We start from the raw sequence: 23,503 nt of genomic DNA on the forward strand, positions 1-23,503 counted from the left end.
TTTGCTGCAGGGCGAATCAGGCGCCTGCCTGGAACGGGCCGCGGTGCATGGGCAACGCCACGGTACATACCGTGCCTTGCCCGGAGGTGCTTTCCACCTTGAGAAACCCTTCGTGATCAGTGACGATCTTCTGACAGATGGCCAGACCCAGGCCGCAGCCTTTGACCTTGGTGGAAAAAAACGGGGTAAAGATGCGATCCAGGGCGTCTGGTTCGATACCGCGGCCCGTGTCGCGGATCTCGATGGTCACCAGCGGGACCGGTCGCTGATCGCTGGAGCGGTTGATGCGGTACTGGCCCGAGACCCGCGAGGTGATGGTCACCGTGCCTGCCTCGTCGATGGCCTCGGCGGCATTTTTGAGCAGATTCAGAAACAGTCGGACCAGCAGGCTCTCGTCGCCGCGGATGGGAGGAATACTGGGGTCGAGTTGCATCTGGAAGTCGATGCTCTTGTTCGGATAGCTCTGCTTCTGCAACAGTACCAGGTCACTCAGCACCCGGGACAAATTGACCGCGCCCGGCCGCAGGGGGTGGGGGCGCGCCAGATCCAGGAGTTCCTCGATGAGATCGTTGACCCGGTTGACCTCGCGGGTCATGACCGTGGTGTATTCCCGCAGGGGGCTTTCCGGTGGCAGTTCCAAATCCAGCAGTTGGGCGGCGCCCTTGATGCCGCCGAGGGGGTTCTTGATTTCATGGGCCAGACCGGCGGCCAGGGTGCCGAGCATGGCCAGTCGATCGGCTTGACGAACCGTATCTTCCAGTTGCCGTACCTGGGATTGGTCCCGCAGGATCAGGACGGCGCCCTCCAGCCTTCCCTGCAGGCTGTACAAGGGCGCCACGGACAGACCCACCGGCAAAGGGTCGCCGAGATAGCGTGGCAGCAACACGTCCTCGTGGCTGGTGAAGGAGCGACCCGTCTCCAGCACGGTGCGGGTCATGCTCAACAGCTCGCTTTGGTCGCTGAACAGGTCGGCGAGGTGACGTCCCAGCGCCTGGCGCTCGGAAAAACCGCAGCAAACCTGGGCGGCGGGATTGAACAGCACGACACGTTCCAGGTCGTCGACGGCGATGACCGCTTCCTCCATGTTCTCCAGAACCCTCATGTAGAGGGAAAGATCCTGCGGGCGTTCATCGGTCATGGTTGCGATTCGCCTTTTTCAACAGCCCGGAAAAAGTGTTCCAGGGCGGTCATGAGTTCTGGAATGTCGGCAGCCTGGTTGACCTGGATGCGGAAAGTCGCGGCACCCGGCATGCCCCGCACGTACCAGCACAAATGTTTGCGCATCTCCAACAGCGCCCGGCGCGGACCGCGCCAGGTGACGGTCAACTGCAGGTGGCGCATGGCCGTTGCCAGGCGCTCACGTGGCGTGCAGGGCGGTGCCGGCCGCTCCTGCAGGGCCAGCAGCAAGTCCCGGATCAACCAGGGGTTGCCGTAGCTGCCGCGACCGATCATGATGCCGTCGCAGGCGGTTTCCCGCAGCATGCGCAGACCGTCGGCGGCGCAGAAGACATCCCCGCTGCCGATGACGGGCACCGGCAGTGCCGCTTTCAACTCGGCGATCAAACGCCAGTCGGCCTGGCCGGAAAAAGCCTGGCTGCGGGTGCGGGGATGCAGAATGACGGCATCCGCGCCCTCCGCCACGGCGATGCGGGCGACCTCCAGGAAGTTGACGGACTGGGCATCCCAGCCGGCCCGCAGCTTGACCGTCAGGGGTCCGGCGGTGGCCTTGCGCACCGCGGCGACGATGGCAGCCACGCGTTGCGGGGTCTGCATGAGGGCACTGCCGGCGCCGGAGCGGACCACTTTCTTCACCGGACAGCCCATGTTGATGTCCAGCAAATCGCCCCAACCTTCCACCATGCGCGCCGCTTCGGCCAGCACCGCCGGGTCTTCCCCGAACAGCTGGATGCCCAGGGGCCGATCCTCGGGGATCGTGCGCAGCAGTTCCACGGAACGGATCCCTTCCCGGATCAGACCGTTGGCGCTGACCATCTCCGTGAAGGCCAGGCCGACGCCATATTGTCGGGCGATTAACCGGCTGGGCAGATCGGTAATGCCGGCCATGGGAGCCAGCAGGATATTATTGACTAGGTTCAGGTTTTGAATCTTCATATTGCACAATTTTTGCGCAGTTTATCACGGCATTTTGAGAATGCAAGAAAATTTCCAGTCCGCAGCGTGCCCGCCGGGATTGATTGAAAACCGGCTTGGCCCTATAATCGCCGAACGCTTATCATGGAATGGGTCTTTTCCTGCGGGCGAAGGGCCTGGCAAACGGGCCTGGGAACGCCCTTCGTGCCGTAAAGGAGTGGTGCATGGATGAACTGAAACAGGTACTGTACGGCAAGATTCTCGAACAGCGCCCGCGGGTCCGGCGGTTGAGCAAGGAATACGGCAAGGTCCTCATCGATCAGGTGACCATCGCCCAGGCCATCGGCGGAGCTCGCGGGGTAAAGTGCCTGGTGACGGATATTTCCTACCTGGATCCCGAGGAGGGCGTAAGGTTTCGCGGCAAGACCATCGGCGAAACCTTCGCCGCATTGCCCAAGGCTCCCGGTTCGGCCTATCCCTTCGTCGAGGGGTTCTGGTTCTTTCTCCTCACCGGTCAGGTGCCGACCATGGCCCAGACCCTGGCGGTGGTGGCGGACTTCCAGCGGCGCCGGGAGGTGCCCGCCTATGTGTTCGAGGCGCTTCGGGCCATGCCGCGCGATCTTCACCCCATGGCCATGCTGTCGGCCGCGGTAGTGGTCATGCAGCGGGAATCCATCTTCACCCGCCGCTACAGCGAAGGCATGAGCAAAGGCGACTACTGGGATCCCATGTACGAGGATGCCTGCAACCTGTTGGCCAAGCTGCCGGCCATTGCCGCCTTCATCTACCGCCTTAAATACCAGGGCGATACCTCCATTCCCTCCAGTCCGGAGCTGGATCTGGGGGCCGATTTCGCCCATATGATGGGCATTGCGCCGCCTTATGACGACGTTGCCCGCATGTATTTCATCCTGCATTCGGATCATGAATCGGGCAACGTTTCGGCTCATACCACCCGTCTGGTCGCCTCGGCCCTGGCCGATGCCTATTACAGCTTTTCGGCAGGTGTCAACGGCCTGTCCGGGCCGCTGCACGGATTGGCCAACCAGGAGGTCCTGCGCTGGATCCAGGCGGCCATGGACAAGCTCGGCGGCGTGCTGCCGACGGAGGCGGAGTTGGAAAAATTCCTCTGGGATACCCTCAACAGCGGTCAGGTCATTCCCGGCTACGGTCACGCCGTACTGCGCCGCACCGACCCGCGCTTTACCGCCCAGATGGACTTCTGCGAAAAGCATCTGCCCGACGATCCCATGTTCCAACTGGTCCGCATGATCTACCGCATTGCGCCCAGGGTGCTGGAGGAGCACGGCAAGGCACGCAATCCCTGGCCCAACGTCGACGCCCAGTCGGGGGTCATCCAATGGTATTTCGGTGTCAAGGAATACGATTTTTATACGGTGCTGTTTGCCGTCGGCCGGGCCATCGGGGTGCTGGCCAACATCACCTGGGACCGCGCCCTGGGCTATCCCATCGAGCGCCCCAAGTCCGTGACCCTCGACATGCTGGAAGCTGCGGCCGGCATCTCAGGCCGGGGCTGATGTCAAACCGGACCTGTTTTCGAGGCCGGGTGCGGCCGTCTCCGCCCCGGCCGCAATCCCGGCATGGGAAGCGATGAGGGGCAAGCGGAACGCATTGCTCCCCATCGCCCGTCGCTACCAGGCCTTGTTGGCCGAAGTGGACGGCTGGTTCGCCGGCTGCCAGGCCCGGTCCGGTGCGGCCGTGCGCTGCGGTCCGGGGTGTGCCGACTGCTGTCGGGGACTGTTCGACATCACCCTGCTGGATGCTTTTCTGCTGCAGCAGGGGCTCGCCCGTTTGCCCGCCGCAGTGCAAAAACGCGTACGGGAACGGGCCCGAACGCGCCTGGCCGAGCTGCAGGTCGCTTGGCCCGCTTTCGGTCCGCCCTTTGTCCTGAACACCATGGCCGACGAACACTGGACGGAGATGCCGGAGGACGATCCCACCCCATGCCCGCTGCTGGGTGACGATGGGCGCTGCCTGGTGTATGCCTGGCGTCCCATGATCTGCCGGACCCATGGCCTGCCCAATTTGGACTACTCCGGAGAATGTTTTTCCGATCTGTGCTGCACCTTGAATTTCAGTGACGGCGATCCCATGCTTATAGCGCATCTGCGCTGGCATTTTCGGACCGTCTTCGAAAAAGAACTGGCTCTGTTCCGCGAGTTCACGCAGGCCTGGCTGGGTCAGCCGCGCAACGAGCTGGATACCTTTATCCCCACCGCCCTGCTCATCGACTTTTCCCGTCCGCCGGCGCCGGGTCAATTGCCCAATCCTTGACGATCCGCCCGTTGCCGCCGCCTTTGGCAAACTGAGAGCCTTGTCATTATTCATCAGAGGGGCTCGCGCCATCCGTGCGCCTGGGTTTCCCGTCCGTATGCCGCCTCGGGTCGATTGACCTGCCACCTGGGTCCCCAATGACAAAGCCCCGAAGCCTTGCCCGCCGACAGGCGGATGGCTTCGGGGCTTTGGAACAGAATAGCCGGCAGGGATCAGGAAACCTTGTATTCCATATCGGCGGCCACCTCCGGATCGCAGGCGATGCGCAGGGCACCCCATTGCTTGCCGGCCACTTTGATGGGCAGGACGAACTCGCTGAAGATCAGGCCGGTGTCGCCCTGCTGATAGGTGTGCAGCAGTACCGGCATGGTGTTGCGGGCCGCCTTGAGGCCGGTGTCATCGTTGAAAATGCGGCCGTCGCGACTCTGCTTGCTGTCGATGGCCGGGTCCCCGGTGGGCGGATGGCTCAGCCAACTGTTGTGGGTGGGCGCATAACCGTTGCTGTCGACGCACAGGGCAAAGGCGCCGCCGCGCACCTCGCCGACCAGTTTGTCCAGCAGGGGCTGGATATCCCGGGCAAAGGCCTCGCTGTAGGCGGTCTGGAACTTTTGCGGATTGGTGCCGGGCAATGGCCGGTAGTCCTGGTCGAACAGGTCGATGCCGCGGTCGACCAGTCCTTGCAGGGCCTGGCCGATTTTTTTGCGGGCCGCCAGGCCCTGGAGGACGATCTGCTCACCGTAACCGCGGCCGGTCTTGAAGCGGGCGTTGAGGCGCTGCAGATCCTCGGTGACGAGCCGCAACTCCTGCGCCGAATGGCGCGCTTCATCCATGAACTCGGCGACTTCGCGGCTCATCTGGTTGATATGGGTGACCTTGTTGTGCACCTCGTCGTTGGCCGCCGAAAGCTCCTCGACGGAGGCGGTGATGCTCTGCAGCTGATCGTCGGTTTTCTCAAAATCCGCGATCATGGTCTTGAACCGCTCACAGGAGCGGGTCACGGCGGCGCGGGCATTTTGGGCCGCTTCGCTGATTTCCTGGGTCTCGCCGATGCAGCTTTCAATGTGGGCGAGCATGGTGTTGATTTTGCTGGCGATGTCCTCGCTGGCCAGGTTGACCTGCTCGGCCAGATTCTTGACTTCGTCGGCGACGATGGCAAAGCCCTTGCCGGCCTGGCCGGCCCGGGCGGCTTCGATGGCGGCGTTGAGGGACAGCAGGGAGGTCTGGGTGGCGATGGACTTGATCAGGGAGACGATCTTCTTGATGTCCTGGGATTCGGCGTCCATCTTGCCGATGGTGACGGTATAACTGGCGATCTTGTCGGTCATGCTGGTGATGCCGGCATTGGTATCCATCATCTCCTTGAAGGAGGATTTGGCTGTTTCCAGGTTGCTGGAGGTCGACGCGCAGATGTGCTGGGTGTTGGTGGCGATTTCGCCGTGGGCCGAGGTGGTTTCCTCGCTGCTGGCGAAGATGTCCTGGGCCAGTTTGCCCTGTTCCTGGGCGTTTTCCGAGGAGACCTTCACCTTGCTGTTCAGTTGCAGGGAATTGACCGCGATCCTGACTCCCATGGTGCGGATGTTGAGGAACATGTCCCGTACGCTGTCGACGCATTCGTTGATGGCCTTGGCCAGACGGCCGATTTCATCCTCGCGGTCCAGGTTCAGGCGCAGGCTGAAATCGCCCTTGCCGATCTTCTCCATGGCTTCGGCGGTTTCCGCCAGGGAACGGGCAATGGCCCGGGTCACGAAATAGGCCAGCAGCAAGGCAACGATGATCACGCCCGCCAGGGTGCCGAAGGTGGCATAGAAGATGTGTCGCAGGGCCCGTTGGATGTCGTCGTTGTAGACCCCGGCGCCGACCATCCAGTTCCATTCCGGCACCACCTTGACAAAGGAGATTTTGTCGACGGGTTTTTTCGAACCCTCCTTGGCCCAGGCATACTCGACGAAGCCCTGACCCTGTTGACGGCCCAGTTCGGCCATCTCCACGAACATGCGCTTGCCGTGGGGGTCCGTCAGGTCCGTCAGGGATTTGCCTTCCAGTTCCGGCTGCATGGGATGCATGATCATGCGCGGTTCCAGGTCGTTGATCCAGAAATAGTGGTTGTCGCCGAAACGCTGGTTGCGCAGCTGGCTGCGCGCCTGTTCCCGGGCCTGTTCCCCATCCATCCGGCCGCTGCGGGCCTGCTGGGCATAATATTCCAGGGTGCCCGAGGCGGTTTCGACGATGTGCTGGATTTCAGCACGACGGTTCTCGATCAGGTTGCTGCGCGCCTTGATATAGACCCAGGTCGCCACCAGACTGAAGATGAAAACGATGCCGCCGCAGAGCAGGAAAATCTTGGTGGAAATTTTAAGGTTTTTCAATGTCGCCTCCCTTGACGTTGCATGACAGAGTTGTCAATGCTCACTGCAAAAAGTCGGCCGGATTTTCCGTTGCGAACCATCCTGGCTGCCTGGGCCGTGTCTTCGCCCCGGCAGTGAGCCGCCACCGGGGTTCCGTGCCGAGGTAAGACTTGAAATTTGGGCGGTTTTTTTCGTCGGTCCGGAAATAGAGGGCTTTGCCTGACCTTAAGTAGGGGAAAATAACCGGCTTTGGCGTCTACGGCAGAAATTTTGCTTGCAGATCCGGCGCGGACGGTTGTTGCCTCCATGGACCCCGTTGTGGAGCGGTTGTCTCAAGTAAAACGGGCCGCGTGTCAAGATGCTGAACCCGATTCGCTCATTTTGACAAGGCGTTTTAAGTCATGACTTTGACAAGAATGCGCAAAAGCGTTGACAAAATTACGACAAAAGGGTACACGGCAGAACGCGACAACGGATTTGGCGAGGGAATTATTGCATTGATTGGTTCGGGATGCAGGGCCGGGACGTCGGCCGTCAAAATGGAGTGAGCGGGATTGGCCTTTCGCATTTCTGATAACGAGCTGTTGCAGGCTTGCCGATTGCTGTTCGGGCCGGACGTGCAACTGAGTTCGGAGTTTCTGGCCTATCTGCAGCCGAGCGGCGCAAAATCCGCCTTTCGTCAGCGGGTCAAGGAGACCCATCCCGATGCCCTGGGTGGATTTCCGGCCGCCGGCGCGGCTTCGACCGCGACCGCTTTTCAGGATGTGGTGGCCTCCTATGAGCTGATTCAAGATTTTTTTTCTGAGCGGGAACGGGGCTTGTGGCGGCCGGAAGCACCGGCGCCGGCTCCATCCGAACCGCCTTCGGCCGGGTTTCGGGCCGCGGCCGCAGAGGATTCCGGCCGGTTTTACGCCGGTATGGAACAGGTTCCGGAGCGGGCGCTGCCCACCGGGCTGTTTCTTTATTACCGCGGCATCATCCGTTATCATCAGTTGATCGAAGCCTTGGTCTGGCAGCGCCGGCAACGGCCGAACCTCGGCGATATCGCGCAACGCTGGGGCTGGCTGCAGGCGCAGCATGTGCGCGAAATTCTGGCTTATCGCGGCAATGTGACGCGTTTCGGTGAGAAGGCGGTGTCCCTGAATTATCTGGACCACCGCCAGTTGACCACCCTGCTGTATTACCAGCGTTCTCAACAGCGCAAATTCGGCCAGTTTTTTGTCGAGCAGGGCTTGCTGTCGCCGACGGCCATGGAAGATTTGGTCGCTGAACTGCGCGAGCACAACTTTCAGGTGTCCGGCGCTTTTTCCTCTTTTTAATATTCACGCGGCAAATCCGGTTGCACGCTGCCGGAGCTGTCCCGGGGGCGGGACCGCAGACGGCGACGAAATGGGGTCCCATGCTCAAGTATGTGAAGCTTCTTCAGAAGGCCATCATCTTTTTATTGCTGTTTCTCATGTCCCTGATCCTGCTGGTGGCGACCATCAATGTGTTTTTGACCATTGTGACCGGTTTGGTGATGAACCCGCTGGTGGCATTCTCGGCGGCCAAGTTGCAGGAACTGTTCGGCCTGTTTCTGGTGATCCTCATCGGCATCGAACTGCTGGACACCGTCAAGGCCTTTTTGAAGGAGGAAATGGTGCACGTGGAAATCGTGGTGCTGGTGGCCATCATCGCCATTTCCCGCAAGGTGATCGTGTGGGAGTTTTCCGAATACAATATAATGCAATTGTTCGGTCTGGCAGCCATGCTGCTGGCCCTGGCTCTCACCTACGCCATCATCAAGCGGGCTTCGGGGCGAGGGCCGTTGCTGGGCCTGTCCTGGTTGCGGTCGGAGGCGGGCAGCAGCGATAAACAACCTTGATCCGGACCTGAGGCGCCCTTCGGGCGGGCCTCGTTACGTGATATGGAGTCGGTATTCACATGGAACGCGCCGCAGGGTGGCTGAAGGACGATCTGGCCCGCGTGCAACTCTTTCTGCAGGGCGTCCTGGCTGCAGGCGCGCCGCTCATCGGGCAGGTCGGCGAGCACCTGCTGGGCAGCGGCGGCAAGCGTATCCGCCCCATGCTGTTGTTGCTCAGTGCCCGGCTCTGCGGTTACCGGGGCGAGGCCCGCATCGCCCTGGCCGGGGTGGTGGAACTGCTGCACATGGCCACCCTGTTGCACGACGATGTGGTCGACGAAGCGGCCGTGCGCCGTGGCCGGGTCTCGGCCAATGTCACCTGGGGCAACCAGGCCGCCGTGCTGGTCGGCGACTATCTGTTTGCACGCTGCTTCAGCCTGGCCGTGGCCGCGGGCGATTTGCGCCTGGCGGAGGTGCTGGCGTCGACTGCCGGCCGCATGGCGGAAGGGGAAGTCCTGCAGTTGATGAACCGCAGGGACGTGCAGCTGGATGAAGGCCGTTATCTCGACGTCGTCATCGGCAAGACCGCCGCCCTGTTTTCCGCCGCCTGCCGGTTGGGGGCGATTCTTGCCGCGCGGGGAGGGGCGGACGAGGAGTCCCTGGCCGCCTTCGGCTTGCGTCTCGGCATGGCTTTTCAACTGCTGGATGATGTCCTCGACTATGTCGCCGCCGAAGCGGATTCCGGCAAGCTCCCCTGCCACGATCTGGCTGAGGGCAAGTTGACTCTGCCCCTGATTCATGCGCTGCGCTGCTGCCGGCCCGCCGACCGGCAGCGGGTGGCGGAGATTCTGACCCGACGGCATTTCGAGGAGTCGGAACGCCGTTTCATCATCGGGCTGATTCTGCAGCATGACGGCATCGGTTATACCCGCCGCCGCGCCCGCCAAATGGTTCAAGAGGGCCGGGAGCATCTGGCCGGCTTCGCCGCCGATCCGAGCCGGGACGCCCTGGAAGAGCTGGCGGATAGCTTGCTGGCAAGACGCGGCTGAGCCGCGGGGCTGGCGGAGCGGCCTGCCAGAGGTGCAACAGGGCTTCGCTTTTGCCGGCGATTGCATTCCAACCTGCTGAAAAAACAGTCTTTTCCGTTTCTTGACAGGTTCCTGACGGTTGTTATCCTTTGAAAGGGAGGGGCGTGGACCCGGCATTGGCCGCGGAACTGCGCCATCATTCTTTTCCGCGGGAGAACGCCATGCCTCAGCAACCTCTGGATCTCATTCCTCCGGTTTTGCCCATTTATCCCCTTCACGACCAGGTGATCTTCCCGCACATGGTATTCCCCCTGTTCGTCGACAAGCCTCTGTTGCCGACGGTGGAGGAAGCCCTGACGGCGGATCGCCTGCTCGGGGTGATGACGGTGCTGGCGGTGGATCCCCTGAGCGGCCGCGAACAGCTGGCGCGCATCGGCACGGTCTGCCGCATCAGTCAGGTGCTGCGGTTCCCCGAGGGGGGCTGTAAGGTGCTGCTGGAGGGCCTGCACCGCATCCGGATGATCGCCACCCGCCAGTCCGTACCGGTTCTCACCGCTGCTGTCAGTCTCATTCCGGTGCGGGCCAATCGCAACCCCGTGGCCCAGGCTCTGATGCAGAGCATTGCCGCCCTGTTGAAGATTATCCAATCCTTCGGTCAGCCGGTCGTGGAAGAGGTCCAGCGGGCCCTGGAACAGAACGATGAGGCGGGCCGGTTGGCGGACATCCTGGCCGTGCATCTCAACCTGGAACTCAAGGAGCAGCAGCGCCTGTTGGAACTCCTCGATCCCCTGGAGCGGATCCGGGAAATCCATCTTCATCTGGCGGCCGAGGTACAGCGCCTGCAGCTGCAGAACCAGACCGGAACGGATGCCGGACGGCGGGGCGGCCGCAACCAGAAAGAGTCTCTGCTGCGGGAGCAACTCCGGCAGCTTCAGAACGAGTTGGGGGACGAAGATCCGCACCAGGCCGACCTGCGTCATTTCAAGCTCCTGGTGGAGCAGGGCGAGATGCCCGACTATGTGCGCAGCGTGGCGGAAAAGGAGCTGGCGCGGCTGGAGCGCATCAATCCGTCTTCGCCCGAATACACCGTCGCCCGCACCTATATCGACACCCTCTGTCATGTGCCCTGGCAGCGGGGCACGGAAGATCTGCTGGATATGGATCGCGCCGAACAGGTGCTGGATGAGGACCATTACGACCTGGAAGAAATCAAGGAGCGGATCCTCGAATTCCTGGCGGTCCACTCCCTCAAGGCCGCTCTGCGGGGGCCGATTCTCTGCCTGGTGGGGCCGCCCGGGGTGGGCAAGACCTCCCTGGGGCGTTCCATCGCCAGGGCCCTGGGGCGCAAGTTCATCCGCATCTCCCTCGGCGGCATGAAGGACGAGGCGGAAATCCGCGGACACCGGCGCACCTATATCGGCGCCCTGCCGGGCCGCATCATGCAGGAGATCTGCCGCGCCGAGGCCAACAATCCGGTCTTCATGCTTGACGAGGTGGACAAGATCGGCCAGGATTTCCGCGGTGATCCGGCCGCGGCCCTGCTGGAAGTCCTGGATCCGGAACAGAACGATTCCTTCACCGACCATTATCTCGACGTGCCTTTCGACCTGTCCCGGGTGATGTTCATCACCACCGCCAACGTCATGGACACGGTGCCGCCGCCCCTGCGCGATCGCATGGAGGTGCTGCGCCTGGCGGGCTACAGTGATGAGGAAAAACTGCATATCGCCTTCCGCTATCTGGTCGATAAACAGCGCCAGGCCAACGGCCTGGAGGACTATGCCCTGGTCTTCGAGGAAGCGGCGCTGTTCAAAATCATCAAGGACTATACCCGCGAAGCCGGGGTTCGCGGCCTGGAGCGCCAGATTGCCTCGGTTTGTCGCAAGGTGGCCCGGGACATCGCCCGCCACCGCCCGTCCCTCGACCGCATCGTCGCAGCGGATGTGGAGCGGTTGCTGGGACCGCGCCGCTATTTCAGCGATGTGGCGGCGGAAGAGGATCGGGTCGGGGTGGTGACCGGCCTGGCCTGGACCGAATCGGGCGGCGATATCATGTTCGTCGAAGCGTCGGCCATGACCGGCAGCAAAGGTCTGACCCTGACCGGCAGTCTCGGCGGAGTGATGCAGGAATCCGCCAAAACCGCCCTGTCCTATGTCCGTTCCCGGCATGAGGAGTTCGGGTTTGACGCGGACTTTTTCGAGCACCGGGACATCCATATCCATGTGCCGTCCGGGGCCATTCCCAAGGACGGCCCCTCGGCCGGCATCACCATCGCCACGGCGCTGATTTCCCTGCTCACCGGGCGGCCGGCCCGCTGCAGTGTCGCTCTGACCGGCGAATTGACCCTGTCCGGGCGCTTGCTGCCCGTCGGCGGCGTCAAGGAGAAAATCCTCGCGGCCCGACGGGCCGGTGTGCGGACCGTGCTGCTGCCGGCCCGCAATGGTGAGAACCTGCGGGAACTGGGCGAAGAGGCCCGCCGGGAAATGGAACTCATCCTGGTCGACAGCATGACCGAAGTCGTGGCGCATGCCCTGTTGCCTGCCGCCACCGCGACCCTGGCGCCGCGCTTCGTCGAGCGCCCGCCCGTGGCGGTACCGCCCGGCTCCTGAGCTCAGAGCCTGAGTCCTTGCCTGTCGGAACCTTCTCCGGTATATTCAGAAACTTGCTTTTTTGGGAGGATATCTTGAGCGCCTTTTCCCCAAGGCGGCTGCTGGCCGCTGTTTTGCTGTGTCTGCTGCCGGCCGGTGCCGTTGGTGCCGCCACTCTGGTCGAGAAGGTTCAGGAACACACTCTGGCCAACGGCCTGCGCCTGCTGGTGGTGGAACGTCCCGACGCGGCGACCTTCAGCGCCCAACTCACCGTCAATGTCGGCTCCGTAGACGAGAGCGAGAACAATCGCGGCCTGGCGCATTTCCTGGAACACCTGCGTTTCAAGGGCACCCGGGTGCTGGGGGTCACCGACTATCGGGCGGAGCAGCCGCTGCTGGAAGCCATCGAGGCCACCGGAAACGCCCTCGATGCCCTGCGTCGGCAGCCACGGCCGGCGGCGGACGAAGTGCAGCGTCTCGAGGAGCGTCTGGCGGAACTGCAGCAACAGCATCGGCGTTTCGTGGTGACCGACGAGGCGGCGCAGATCTACGCCCGGCACGGCGCGGTGGGGTTCAACGCCTTCACCAGCAAGGACCAGACCAGCTACGTGGTTTCCCTGCCGGCCAACAAACTGGAACTCTGGGCCTGGATCGAAGCCGATCGGATGCGAAACGCCGTGTTGCGGGAATTCTACACGGAGCGCGAGGTGGTGCTCGAGGAACGCCGCCGCAATTACGACGGCGATCCGGATGGCCTGCTTTATGAGCACCTGCTGGCGACGGCCTTCAATGTCCATCCCTACCGGCATCCCATCATCGGTTGGGAATCGGATATCCGCAACCTGTCGCCCGCGGCCGCCCGCCGATTCATGCATGCCTACTATGCGCCGGCCAACACGGTGATCGCCCTGGTCGGCAATCTGCGTTTCGAGGTTGCCAGGGACCTGGTGGAACGCTATTTCGGTGCCATCCCCGCCGGCCTGCCGCGTCCGCCGGTAGCTGCTGTGGAGCCCGAGCAGCGCGGCGAGCGACGGGTGCAGGTTTTCTACGATGCCGAACCCCGGCTGTCATTGGCCTTCCACAAGGCCACCCTGCCGCAGCGAGAGGATTACGTGTTCGACGTCCTCGATCAGATTCTCACCGCCGGACGTACTTCACGCCTCTACCGCTCCCTGGTTGTGGAACAGCATCTGGCAACGGCGGTGACCGGCTATACCGCTCCGGGGGCGCGCTACCCCCATCTGTACGTGATTGCCGCCACTCCGCGACACCCCCACAGCCTGGCCGAGGTGGAACAGGCCATCCTTCGTGAACTGGAGCGCCTGGGCCGGGAACCGGTCAGCGCCGAGGAACTGCAGCGCGCCCGCACCCGACTCCGGCTCGATCGGTTGCGTTTTTTGCAGTCCAACAGCGGTCTGGCGCGCATGCTGACCTATTTTCAGGTGGTGGCCGGCGATTGGCGTTACCTGGTGGATTACGATGATCAGATTGCATCGGTGAGCGCCGAGGAGATCATGGGCCTGGCCCGCAAGACCTTCCGGACCGCCAACCGTACCGTCGCCACCCTCGAACGGAAAGGATCCTGACCATGCGGCCCTGGCTGATGTTGTTGAGCCTGGCGCTCCTGCTCACGGCCTGCGGTCGGCCCGACCTGGTCGCCCATCCCGATCTGCTGCCGGAACCAGCCCTGGAGTTTGGTTTGCCCGAAGTTCAGCGGTTCACCCTGGCCAACGGCATCCGCGTCTATCTGCGCGAAGATCACGAATTGCCTCTGGTGACGGTTACGGCCATGGTCGAGGCCGGAGCCGCCGGCGAGCCGGCAAATCGGGCCGGCCTGGCACAACTCCATGCCGCGGCCCTGCGTGCCGGTGGAGCGGGTGCCCGGGATCCGCGGCAGGTCGATGCCGCTCTGGCCGACCTGGCCGCCGACCTGACTGTCAGCGCCGAAAGTTACGCCACCACCCTGCGCCTTTCGGTGCAGGATACGGACCTGCGTCAAGGCTTGGGGCTGATGCTGGACCTGCTGCGGCATCCCCGATTGGCGCCGGAGGGGGTGGAACTGGCCCGGCGGCAGCGGTTGGAAGCCATCCGACGGGAGAACGACCAGCCTTCCGGCACGGCCTTCCGGGCCCTTGCCGCCGCCCTCTACGAAGGACATTTTCTGGGCCGCAGCGCCACCCCGGAAAGCGTTACGGCCATCGGGCGCGGCGACCTGGAGGCCTTTCACCGCCGGTTCTTCCGGCCGGACAATCTCTGGCTGGCCGTTTCCGGGGCCATCGACGGACCGACCCTGGAGGCCCTGCTGCAGCAACTCTGCGGCGACTGGCAGGCACCGGCCGGCTCCGACCCACCCGTCCCGGACCTGCCGCCGGCCGCATCGCCGGCGTTGTGGCTGGACGTCCGGCAACTGCCCCAGACCACCATTCTGCTGGGAACCCGGGGCATCGACAAGGACGATCCGGGGCTCTACGCGCTGCGAGTCATGGATTTCATTCTCGGTGGGGGCGGCTTCAACTCCCGGCTGATGCAGGAGATTCGTTCCAATCGCGGTCTGGCCTATTCGGTCTACAGTCATGTTCAGATTGGCCGGCGCCTGCCGGGGATGATTTTGATGGGCTGCGAGACCAAGAACGAAGCGGTGGCGGAGGTTCTCGGCCTGATGCGGAGCGAGATGCGGCACCTGGCCGAGGAGCCCGTTACCGAGCAGGAATTGCGGTTGGCCAAGGACAGCCTCATCAACTCCTTCGTTTTCGCTTTTGAAGACAGCCACTCCGTTGTCACCCAGGTGCTGAATCTGGATTTTTACGGTTACCAGGCCGATTTTCTGCTTCGCTACCGGGAGCGCCTGGCCGCCGTGACCGCCGCCGATGTCCAGTCCGCCGCCCGCCGCCATCTGCAGCCGGAACGGCAGGAGGTGGTTTTGGTCGGGGCGCCGCCGGCCGTGGATGAATTGGCCGGAGCGCTGGGGTTGCCCTTGCGGCGCCTGAACCAGCAACCTTGAGTCGGGAGGCTCAGGGGGGAGAGAGCCATGTCAGCCATGAATAACGCCGCGCGGCCCGAACTGGAAAACTATCGGCAATTGGTATCGCGGGTCGATGATTTGTGCCGCAGCATTACGGAACGTTATGTATCGGAACTGGCCTGCCGCAAGGGCTGTGCCGATTGTTGTCGGCATATCAGCTTGTTTCCCGTCGAAGTCGCGGTGGTGCGGGAGGCTCTGCTGGCGTTGCCGCCCAACGAGCTGCGGGCGCTGCAGGACCGGGCCGGCTCGGTCGGTCCGGCGGACGCCTGCCCGCTGCTGGATGAGAGCGGCGCCTGTCGCGTCTATGCGGCGCGACCCATTATCTGCCGGACTCACGGCCTGCCGGTGATGACCTGCCTGGACGGTCAACGCCGAGTGGACGCCTGTCCGGCCAACTTTTCCGGGTGTACGTCCCTGCCGGGCAGCGCGGTCATCGATGTGGATCGCATCAATGCCGCCCTGGCGGCCATCAATCGGCTGTTCGTGGCGGCAACGGGTGGAGCCGGGGCGGCCGGTGAACGGCTGTCCATGGCCGCCATCATTCTTTCCACGGCCGATTGATGCAGGATTCATAGTGGTATCGGGAGGCTGCCAGGCCCCGTTACCTCGAGTTGGGAGGCGATGTGCTGAAAAAACGATTTGGACGCATGCGGGGTTTTTTTCAGGAGGGCCTTTGGGCCGGCGATGGCCGCGAAATGGGCCGCTTCCGCCTGGTCTTGCTGCGCCATGTGCAGGTGGTGGCCATGGTGGCGCGCGGTTTTGTCGCCGACGGCTGCATCATGCGCGCTTCGGCCCTGACCTACACGACCCTGCTGTCCATCGTACCGTTGCTGGCCTTGATGTTTTCCCTGGTCAAGGGCCTGGGGGGGCAGAACATCCTCGAGCCCCTGCTGCTTGGCCATCTGGCCCGCGGTTCCGAGGAAATCATCACCGCCATCCTCAGTTATATCGAGAATACCAATTTCCGTCGTTTGGGAACGTTGGGGCTGATTCTGCTGGTGGCCACGGTCCTGGCCCTGCTGTCCAACATTGAACAGAGCTTCAATCATATCTGGGGGGTCAGGGAAACCCGGTCCCTGCTGCGGCGCTTCGCCGATTACTTTTCCGTGGTGCTGCTCAGCCCGCTGCTGGTCCTGGCGGCGCTTTCCATCAGCACCTCCCTGCGCAGCCAGGCGTTGGTGCAGAGCCTGCTGGAGACCCCCGTGGTCGGGGAGGCGCTGCTGATCCTGTTCCAGTTGGTCCCCTACGTGGCCCTGTGGACCGCCCTGACCTTCATGTATCTATTCATGCCCAACACCCGGGTCCGTTTCGGGCCGGCTCTGGTCGGCGGCATTTTCGGCGGCACCCTGTGGCAACTGGCGCAATGGTTATACGTCAACTTTCAGATCGGCGTATCCAAGTACAACGCCATTTACGGCACCATGGCGGCCCTGCCCATCTTCATGGTCTGGCTGTATGTGTCCTGGGTGATTGTTCTGCTCGGTCTGGAACTGAGTTACGCCGTCCAGAACCTGGCCATCCTGCGTGAGGAGCTGGGGGAAAAGCCGGTCAATTTCGCCAGCCGGGAGCGCCTGGCGCTGGCGGTGCTGCTGCTGGTGACCGAGTCGTTCATCGGCAAAAACCGGTCCTGGACCCATGCCCGAATTTGCACCGAACTGCGCCTGCCGCCGCGCCTGGCGCGGCATCTGCTCATGGACCTGGAACGGCTCGGGTTTCTGGCCGCCCTGCACGAAGCCGGGGAAGAGGCAACGGTCTATCATCCCGCCCGGGCGCCGGAGACCATCACCCTGCAGGAAATTCGCACGGCTTTGCGTCTTGACGGGATGACCTACCCCGAGGAGTTCCGGATTCCGGCCGTGCCGGTGGTGGATGATGTCGAGGCGTGGTTGGAGCGGGCCGCCGCCCAGGCTCTGGATGGATTGACCTTGCGCGATCTGGCGCGGGCCGGGAGCGCCGCCGCTCAGGGGGAAGGGGCATCGGGATAGCAGGTGAAGGCACCCTGCTCCAGCAGGATGAAGGAAGGCCCGTGGCCCCAGTCGCCGAGGGCCAATAGACACTTTCCATCCCGGCAGCGCTGCAGGGGCACATGGAAGTGACCGGTGATGACGGTATCGTAGCCTTCCTTGAAGCGCTCGTCGGCAAAGGCCAGCAGGGCCTGTTCCGGAATGCTGCGGCGCTGCCGGCCGCCGCCCTTCCGGGCACTCAGACGGCTGGCGCGGCGGGCGACGGCCCAGGCCGCATCGGGCGGAATCCAGGACAGCAGGCGGCGGGTGAGGGGGTGGCGCAGCACCCGGCGCAGGCGACGATAGCCTTTGTCGTGGGGATTGACCAGATCGCCGTGGGTCAGGAAGATGCGCCGGCCGTCCAGTTCCAGAGGACCGCCATCGGGCAGGATCCGGCAGTCGAGGATGTCCCGGAAATAGGGACCGAGATGAAAGTCGTGATTGCCTTCGACGAACACCAGTTGGGTACCGGCTTCCCGCAGTTGCCGCAGTTTCTCCAACAGCGGCACGTAATTGCTGAACACCACGTGGCGGTAGCCGATCCAGAACTCGAAGATATCCCCGAGCAGCACCAGGGTGCCCAATTGGCCGGCATGTTCTTCCAGCAGGTCCATGACCTGGCGGTAGATCGGATCGGCGGGATCACTGAGATGGGTGTCGGCCAAAAATAGGTGTTTCATGGCGCCTCACTATAGAGAGGGAAGGCGTGGAAGTCAAGAAAGGCTGAAGGCTGACGGCTGAAGGCTGAAGGCTGAAGGCTGAAGACGGAAGGCGGAAGGCGGAAGTACGACAGGTAAAAATTTGGAATGTTCTGCCCGAGCCTGCCTCGGGCCTTTTCTTGTGTAGCGGAGGGTTGCCATGTGGTGTCTGTTACGAAAAATTTGCTGGTGTTCGGCGCTTTTTGGGGTATTGACCGGTGCCCTGACGGGCTTCTTGACAGGAACGGTTTGGGCTGAAGAATACCGGGCTCCGCGGGCCGGAGAGGCGTATGTCACGGAGCTCTTCGGAACTCCGGCGCGGGCTCCGGAGCGTAACCGTCGTTCCGTAACGGCTCTCAACCTCGGGGTGCAGTGGCTGCCCCAGGCCCCCAAGGATTATGAAGTGCTGCCCTTCGGCGCCCTGTATCTCTGGCGCAACCCGGAAGACGGGCACAGTCGGCTGCGGGCGGTGCTGGCGGGGCTCTACAACGAACTCCGCTACGATGTGCGCCCGACCTGGCTGGCGCCGACGGATCTAATCCTGACCCTGGACAACCTGACGGTACCGACCGCGCGCCAGGAATTCATCGACGGGGCCCGCATCGATGAAGAGGAACTGGAATGGCATCGGGTACATCTCGGTATCGGGCTGGGTTGGCGCACCCCCTTGGCGCCGGGGCACCAGGATAACGTCCTCGAGGCGGCCCTGAGTTACCAGCCGGGCCTGCTCTGGTTTCGCCGTGGCAGCGATACGGCAGCGGATTTCCGTCCGCCCCGGGATACCTACGAGGGACGGGTGCACCTGCGTTTGCGGGCCGATGCCCTGGAGCGCAACCTGCTGGAACTGCCCCATGGGGGGTGGGCGGCCGGTTTCGACGGCTGGTATGGACATCGTGCGCGCTGGCGGGATTGGGGCGGCGATACCCTTGGCGGTCGGCAGGGCGGGGCAGGGCAACGCACCTGGGCGGCGGCCCGGGTTCATGCCCTGGCAGCCCTGCCGGTCCCCGGCCTGGCAGACGACCGCCACCGCCTGGTCGCTTCCTTCTACGGCGGCCTGGGTACGGACCTGGATCGGTTCAGCGCCTTCCGGTTGGGGGGCGAGCCGGCCGGCGGGGAGACCGAGGCCCTGGCGCGGCCGAATGTGCTCGGCGCCCTGTTCGATGAGTTCTACAGCCGGGGTTACGCCATCGCCAACCTGGAATATCGTCGGGAACTGCTGTTTTTCTGCTTTCTGCACCTGCGCGGCCAATGGGCGGTCCTGGATCGGTTCCGCTTGCGGGGTGGTGCGGTCAGCCGCCAGACGGATTCGCTGCCGGCTCTGGCCGTGGCCCTGACCAGCGGTGCGCCCTGGAACTCCCAGATCGAGTTGGGCTACAGCTACAACTTCGGCCTGTTGCGCCGGCGGGGCGAGAATGCGGAATTCGGGGCCTCGGCGCTGAGCCTGTCCTGGTCCAAGGAGTTTTAGGCGGACAGCCATGTTTTCCGGGAGGGCGGCCCGAGACCCTGCTCACGATGCTGAATACTTAAGAGTAATTTTCGAATGAGCAAATATGTTTTTTAGTCCAATCAAAATAAGGTCCTAATACAACCCGTGGAGATTGACCCCGAGTGAAGTTCAGGCTAGATTGTCTTCGAATATGGCAAATTGGTGTTTGAATTTACCTAGGGGGAAAACATGTTTGCTCATATGGAAATAGATTCTTCAATCTGTAAAGGCTGTGGACTATGTACCATGGCCTGCCCAAGAAAGTTGCTGCAATTGAGGTATAAACAGAACGGCGAAGAATATCCCCACGCTGAAATAGTCGATGAAGCCAAATGCGTCGGCTGTGCATTATGCGCCGGTATGTGTCCGGATTTGGCCATCAAGGTCTTCAGCTCGCAGAAGAACGAATTCACCGGCACCCTGGGCCGTTCCTTCGGTCCCTATTCCAGAATGGTCTCCGCCCTCTGCGGCTGACAACGTCCGCGCCGGGGCTCTTCTCAACGCGCACCAAGCTTGCCGGTTCGTTGCTGCCCACCCATCACTCCGGACTTCGATCCGTCAGGAATTCGAAATCCTCGCGACTCAAGGGGATGCGGCCGACATCCCTGCCTTCCTCCAGCAGCGCTCGAAAAAGCCGTTGTTTCCCCTCCTTCAGCAGCATCATCTTTTCTTCCACGCTGTGGCGCATGATCAGGCGCAATACCGTCACCTTGCGTTGCTGGCCGATGCGGTGAGCGCGGTCCGATGCCTGATTTTCCACCGCCGGATTCCACCAGGGGTCCAGATGCACCACGTAGCTGGCCCGGGTCAGGTTCAGGCCGCGGCCGCCGGCCTTGAGGCTGAGGAGAAACACCAGCGGTTCGCTGCTGTGCTGAAAGTTCCGCACCAGGTCCTTACGAGCGGCCACGGGTGTGCGACCGTCCAGGCGCAGCCAGGGCAGGCCGGCATGGTTCAGTCCTTCCTCGACCAGGTCGAGAAAACTGGTGAACTGGGAAAAGACCAGCACGCTGTGACCTTCGTCCCGCAGTTCCAACAACTGCTCGCATAAGGCGGCGATCTTGGGCGAGGCGACCCCCTCCGCGGCCTGGTCGTCAACCAGGCGCGGGTCCAGGCACAGGCGGCGCAGGCGGGTCAGGGCGGCCAGGGCCGTGACCCGTGCCTGGGCCGCCGATTGCCCACGGTAGGCGTCGTCCACGGTTCGGCGCACCTCTTCAACGGTTTTCCGGTAGAGCCGCTTCTGCAGGTCGGTCATTTCCAGGTGCATATCGATTTCGACCTTGTCCGGCAACTCGTCGGCGATCTTTTCCTTGCTGCGGCGCAGCACGAAGGGCCGGGTACGCTGGATGAGCCTGGACAGGCCGTCATGGTCGGCGGCTTTCTGGAGGGCGCCGAAGCGGCGGTAATCGCCCAGCAGACCGGGCAGAGCCAAATCGATGATGGACCAGAATTCACCCAGGTGGTTTTCCACCGGGGTGCCGGTCAGGGCCAGTTTGAATGTACCGCGAAGGCGACGTACGGCGCCGGTTACGGCGGCGTGGACATTTTTGATGGCCTGGGCTTCATCAAAGATGATGACGTGAAAGTCCAGGGCGGCCAGTTGCTCCAGGTCGCGCCGCACCAGATCATAGGTGGTCAGCACCACATCGCTGCCGTTGAAGTCCGTTTTGCGCTGTTGGCCGCGGTAGAGGACGATGCGCAATTCCGGAGCGAAGCGCGCGAATTCGATTTCCCAGTTGAACAGCAGGCTGGGCGGAACCACCACCAGGTGCGGCCAACCCTCGGCCCCATGGGACGGGATTCGCCCCTGATGCAGGGCCGCCAGCAGGCTGATGGCCTGGACCGTTTTGCCGAGGCCCATGTCGTCGGCCAGGCAGGCGCCGAACTTGTTCTGGTAGAGAAAGGCCAGCCAGTCATAGCCCTGACGCTGATAATCCCGCAGGGTGGTGCCCAACTCCGGCAGCGGCGCCTGGGGCAGGCTGCTGAAATGTTCGAGGCGCTGCAGAATGGCCTCATCCTCCGGAGCCAGACGCAGGGTCGCTCCAAGCCGTCGCAGGGCCAGACAGTCGAGAATATGCAGCCGGGGAATGCGTACGACCCGGCGTCGCTGGCGCCGTTCCGTGCCGCTCAGGAGCTGAAGTTCGCGCAGGACCTGTTGGCTGGCGGAATCCACCAGCAGGAGGCGCCCATCGACCTGCACGAAACCCTCCTGCAGGGCTTGCTGCCACTCGCTCTCCTCCAGCAGCTGGCCCTGGCAGCGGATTTCCGGCTGCAATTCAAACCAGTCGATACCGGCGGCGGTGGCGGTAATGGTGATGTCGAACTGGATCGGCATGGCCGGTCGGCCGTCGCACAACAGGTCGATGCCCTCCCGGTGCAGGTCGGCCAGCAGTTGCGGCAGGCGCTCGCGAAAACGGGAACTGGGCACCGAAAACCGGCCGGGATGTTCGCTGTTACGAAACGTGGCCTGATCGAAATGCTTCAGAAGGAGCTCAAGCAGACGGATTTCGAGGCTTCCATCCCGTTGCAGGCAGCACCATTGGCGGTCGATAAAGTTCAGGCTCCAGCTTTCCATGTGTTTAAAATCAAGAAGATATTTCAGCAATTCACGGGCTTCGCGGGTGACCGCCCGCTTGATGAATTCGGGGCCTTTCAGGAATCGCCGCAGGATTTTTCCCTGTTCCGTAACGGAGTCGGTCTGGCAGGCGGCCAGGAAGGCTTCGCAGAGGATGCGCCGACGTTTCAGGGTGCGCAGGGCAGGGCTCAGCCGGCGGTAGAGGTCTTCGCCGAACAGGGCCAGGCCGCGGCCATCCAGGGACAGGATGGCTGAGCCGTGGCGGGCGCCGGCCCGAATCCGGGTTTCCTGGCCGTCCTGCGAGGTGTCGGCGGTCAGCAGGTAGCTTTTCAGGGTTTCCCTGGCGGGCTGTTGGGGGGTGCCCTGCCGTTGCAGCAGGAATCCGGCCGTGGGCGGCGCCTGTCCCGGGGGAGCATGGCTCTGCAGGCCGAAAAAACTGTCCCAGGCCAGGCGGAGGGCGCCGTCGGGTTGCGGCGTCCACTGGTCGGCAAGTTCTTCCCATTGATCCCAGGCGGGCGACCATGGGCATCTCACCAGGCGCGCTGCCCGAATGTCGAGGAGCCAGTTGCCCAGGGTCGTCAACGCGGTGCCCAGGCGGCTGCCATCCGCCAGGATGCGGCTGAGCCAGAGGCCGTCCTGACATGCGTCGAGCAGCAGGGCACCGGCTTCCGCAAAGGGCGGTTCCACCTGGATCCGGCGCCGGCCCTGCTGGTCGCGCAGCAGCAGGGGCCAAGCCGGGGGGCCTTGGTCCAGCAGTCGCCCCAAAACCAGGCCGGAGTAGGCGGAGGGGCCGTGGGGCAAAGAAAGCAGGGATTGCAGTTCCTCGGGCAGAAAGGATGCGGGGCGCTGCACCGGCCGGCCATGGTGCCACACCTCGATGGCCAACAGGTCGTCCTCGACAGCCAGCACCACGGCTAAAGGATGAGTGGGCTCAGCCTGCTCCGACGGGCTGCGGTGTGTCAGCCCGGCGGGCTGGCAGAGGGTGCTTCGAATGGCCTCAAGCGACTTTTGAGAGCCTCGCCAGCCCGGCACGCTTTGCGGATCCAGGGCTTTTTTCAGGGCGAAGAGCACCGCCAGCGCATCCCGGCACAGGTGCCTGTCCAGGGGTTGTCCGCAGGTGCAATCGATGTGCAGCATCTGGTCCTGCAGGGTCAGGACGACGGTCCTGGTCCGGTTGAGGCCGACCTCGACGGACAGTTGCGTCCGGGACGGATCCCATTGGGGCGGCGCGACGGCATTGCTGTTGCAGAGGTGCAGCGCCTCGGTGATCTGCTCTTTGTCCGCCCGGCCATACAGGGAACCGGTGGGCAGTTGGCGAATGGCCTTCAATAGCGGCGGCATTGGGTTGGTGTCCATGGATTCGGCCATGCAAAGCCTGCTATGGGAAAAGGGGGGCTCCCGGGGGCGAAACGCTTACCTTAGCATTCCTGCTGCAAGGATAAAAGGATTCTCTGGTCAAGATTGCACGGGACACCCATCAAGCTTCGGGACCTTTCCGGGGCGCGGAACGGAAATCGCAAGGGCGATTCTGA

17 protein-coding genes are annotated in these 23,503 nt (G+C 63.1%); 12 read left to right on the forward strand and 5 right to left on the reverse strand.

Annotated elements, in window-relative coordinates; all coding sequences use genetic code 11:
* Positions 1-16: 16 nt before the first annotated feature.
* Both JQN68_RS11560 and dusB read right to left on the reverse strand, forming a co-directional pair.
* On the reverse strand, positions 17-1,138 hold the full coding sequence (locus JQN68_RS11560; RefSeq protein ID WP_225072375.1) for a two-component system sensor histidine kinase NtrB: 1,122 nt from the start codon (positions 1,136-1,138) through the stop codon (positions 17-19).
* Positions 1,135-2,112 carry a tRNA dihydrouridine synthase DusB gene (gene dusB / locus JQN68_RS11565; protein ID WP_225072374.1) on the reverse strand — a complete coding sequence of 326 codons (978 nt, stop codon included), beginning with the start codon at positions 2,110-2,112 and terminating at the stop codon, positions 1,135-1,137. Before dusB ends, JQN68_RS11560 begins: the two co-directional genes overlap by 4 nt.
* A gap of 203 nt (positions 2,113-2,315) precedes the next feature.
* Between dusB and JQN68_RS11570 the strand changes: the two genes are divergently transcribed.
* Together JQN68_RS11570 and JQN68_RS11575 are read left to right on the forward strand one after the other, a co-directional pair.
* Positions 2,316-3,629 (forward strand): citrate (Si)-synthase, encoded by a 1,314-nt coding sequence (locus tag JQN68_RS11570; RefSeq protein ID WP_225072373.1) that lies wholly within the window; start codon positions 2,316-2,318, stop codon positions 3,627-3,629.
* A gap of 73 nt (positions 3,630-3,702) precedes the next feature.
* On the forward strand, positions 3,703-4,386 hold the full coding sequence (locus tag JQN68_RS11575; protein WP_225072372.1) for a YkgJ family cysteine cluster protein: 684 nt from the start codon (positions 3,703-3,705) through the stop codon (positions 4,384-4,386).
* Positions 4,387-4,598: 212 nt separating this feature from the next.
* Here JQN68_RS11575 and JQN68_RS11580 read toward each other — a convergent pair whose 3' ends face one another.
* Positions 4,599-6,752, reverse strand: a complete 2,154-nt coding sequence (locus JQN68_RS11580; protein ID WP_225072371.1) for a methyl-accepting chemotaxis protein — start codon at positions 6,750-6,752, stop codon at positions 4,599-4,601.
* 533 nt (positions 6,753-7,285) lie between these two features.
* Between JQN68_RS11580 and JQN68_RS11585 the strand changes: the two genes are divergently transcribed.
* The 8 genes from JQN68_RS11585 to JQN68_RS11620 all read left to right on the forward strand — a co-directional run bounded on the left by JQN68_RS11585 (position 7,286) and on the right by JQN68_RS11620 (position 17,197).
* On the forward strand, positions 7,286-8,050 hold the full coding sequence (locus JQN68_RS11585; RefSeq protein ID WP_225072370.1) for a J domain-containing protein: 765 nt from the start codon (positions 7,286-7,288) through the stop codon (positions 8,048-8,050).
* A gap of 80 nt (positions 8,051-8,130) precedes the next feature.
* A complete protein-coding gene (locus tag JQN68_RS11590) occupies positions 8,131-8,595 on the forward strand; it encodes a phosphate-starvation-inducible PsiE family protein (RefSeq protein WP_225072369.1) in 465 nt (154 codons plus the stop codon).
* Between the two features lie 59 nt (positions 8,596-8,654).
* Positions 8,655-9,623 (forward strand): polyprenyl synthetase family protein, encoded by a 969-nt coding sequence (locus tag JQN68_RS11595; RefSeq protein WP_225072368.1) that lies wholly within the window; start codon positions 8,655-8,657, stop codon positions 9,621-9,623.
* A 200-nt stretch (positions 9,624-9,823) separates the two neighbouring features.
* Positions 9,824-12,211, forward strand: a complete 2,388-nt coding sequence (gene lon, locus JQN68_RS11600) for an endopeptidase La (RefSeq protein ID WP_225072367.1) — start codon at positions 9,824-9,826, stop codon at positions 12,209-12,211.
* A 74-nt stretch (positions 12,212-12,285) separates the two neighbouring features.
* Entirely contained in the window at positions 12,286-13,776 is a 1,491-nt protein-coding gene (locus JQN68_RS11605; RefSeq protein ID WP_225072366.1) for a M16 family metallopeptidase, read from the forward strand.
* A gap of 2 nt (positions 13,777-13,778) precedes the next feature.
* On the forward strand, positions 13,779-15,191 hold the full coding sequence (locus JQN68_RS11610; RefSeq protein WP_225072365.1) for a M16 family metallopeptidase: 1,413 nt from the start codon (positions 13,779-13,781) through the stop codon (positions 15,189-15,191).
* 27 nt (positions 15,192-15,218) lie between these two features.
* Positions 15,219-15,773, forward strand: a complete 555-nt coding sequence (locus JQN68_RS11615; protein WP_225072364.1) for a YkgJ family cysteine cluster protein — start codon at positions 15,219-15,221, stop codon at positions 15,771-15,773.
* Between the two features lie 86 nt (positions 15,774-15,859).
* Complete coding sequence (locus tag JQN68_RS11620) at positions 15,860-17,197, forward strand: YihY/virulence factor BrkB family protein (protein ID WP_249621199.1); 1,338 nt, start codon at positions 15,860-15,862, stop codon at positions 17,195-17,197.
* On the opposite strand, the gene JQN68_RS11625 is transcribed toward JQN68_RS11620, so the two are convergent.
* Positions 17,173-17,895, reverse strand: coding sequence for a UDP-2,3-diacylglucosamine diphosphatase (locus tag JQN68_RS11625; protein ID WP_225072362.1), 723 nt, complete (start codon positions 17,893-17,895; stop codon positions 17,173-17,175). The two genes, JQN68_RS11620 and JQN68_RS11625, sit on opposite strands and share 25 nt — an antisense overlap.
* A gap of 178 nt (positions 17,896-18,073) precedes the next feature.
* Here JQN68_RS11625 and JQN68_RS11630 point away from each other — a divergent pair, with 178 nt between their 5' ends.
* Both JQN68_RS11630 and JQN68_RS11635 read left to right on the forward strand, forming a co-directional pair.
* Positions 18,074-19,378, forward strand: coding sequence for a hypothetical protein (locus JQN68_RS11630; protein ID WP_225072361.1), 1,305 nt, complete (start codon positions 18,074-18,076; stop codon positions 19,376-19,378).
* Positions 19,379-19,600: 222 nt separating this feature from the next.
* Positions 19,601-19,873, forward strand: a complete 273-nt coding sequence (locus tag JQN68_RS11635) for a 4Fe-4S dicluster domain-containing protein (RefSeq protein ID WP_349632319.1) — start codon at positions 19,601-19,603, stop codon at positions 19,871-19,873.
* Positions 19,874-19,937: 64 nt separating this feature from the next.
* Here JQN68_RS11635 and JQN68_RS11640 read toward each other — a convergent pair whose 3' ends face one another.
* Complete coding sequence (locus tag JQN68_RS11640; protein ID WP_225072360.1) at positions 19,938-23,339, reverse strand: DEAD/DEAH box helicase; 3,402 nt, start codon at positions 23,337-23,339, stop codon at positions 19,938-19,940.
* Positions 23,340-23,503 lie beyond the last annotated feature (164 nt).

The sequence above is a fragment of the Desulfuromonas sp. CSMB_57 genome (genome assembly GCF_020194955.2).
In the GTDB taxonomy this organism is placed as follows: domain Bacteria; phylum Desulfobacterota; class Desulfuromonadia; order Desulfuromonadales; family Syntrophotaleaceae; genus JAFCIY02.

Bases quoted from the DNA above. Each gene is read 5' to 3' on its own strand.
- JQN68_RS11560 (WP_225072375.1), bottom strand. From the start codon at position 1,138: ATGACCGATGAACGCCCGCAGGATCTTTCCCTCTACATGAGGGTTCTG.
- dusB (WP_225072374.1), bottom strand. From the start codon at position 2,112: ATGAAGATTCAAAACCTGAACCTAGTCAATAATATCCTGCTGGCTCCC.
- JQN68_RS11570 (WP_225072373.1), top strand. From the start codon at position 2,316: ATGGATGAACTGAAACAGGTACTGTACGGCAAGATTCTCGAACAGCGC.
- JQN68_RS11575 (WP_225072372.1), top strand. From the start codon at position 3,703: ATGAGGGGCAAGCGGAACGCATTGCTCCCCATCGCCCGTCGCTACCAG.
- JQN68_RS11590 (WP_225072369.1), top strand. From the start codon at position 8,131: ATGCTCAAGTATGTGAAGCTTCTTCAGAAGGCCATCATCTTTTTATTG.
- JQN68_RS11595 (WP_225072368.1), top strand. From the start codon at position 8,655: ATGGAACGCGCCGCAGGGTGGCTGAAGGACGATCTGGCCCGCGTGCAA.
- lon (WP_225072367.1), top strand. From the start codon at position 9,824: ATGCCTCAGCAACCTCTGGATCTCATTCCTCCGGTTTTGCCCATTTAT.
- JQN68_RS11610 (WP_225072365.1), top strand. From the start codon at position 13,779: ATGCGGCCCTGGCTGATGTTGTTGAGCCTGGCGCTCCTGCTCACGGCC.
- JQN68_RS11615 (WP_225072364.1), top strand. From the start codon at position 15,219: ATGTCAGCCATGAATAACGCCGCGCGGCCCGAACTGGAAAACTATCGG.
- JQN68_RS11620 (WP_249621199.1), top strand. From the start codon at position 15,860: ATGCGGGGTTTTTTTCAGGAGGGCCTTTGGGCCGGCGATGGCCGCGAA.
- JQN68_RS11625 (WP_225072362.1), bottom strand. From the start codon at position 17,895: ATGAAACACCTATTTTTGGCCGACACCCATCTCAGTGATCCCGCCGAT.
- JQN68_RS11630 (WP_225072361.1), top strand. From the start codon at position 18,074: ATGTGGTGTCTGTTACGAAAAATTTGCTGGTGTTCGGCGCTTTTTGGG.
- JQN68_RS11635 (WP_349632319.1), top strand. From the start codon at position 19,601: ATGGAAATAGATTCTTCAATCTGTAAAGGCTGTGGACTATGTACCATG.
- JQN68_RS11640 (WP_225072360.1), bottom strand. From the start codon at position 23,339: ATGGCCGAATCCATGGACACCAACCCAATGCCGCCGCTATTGAAGGCC.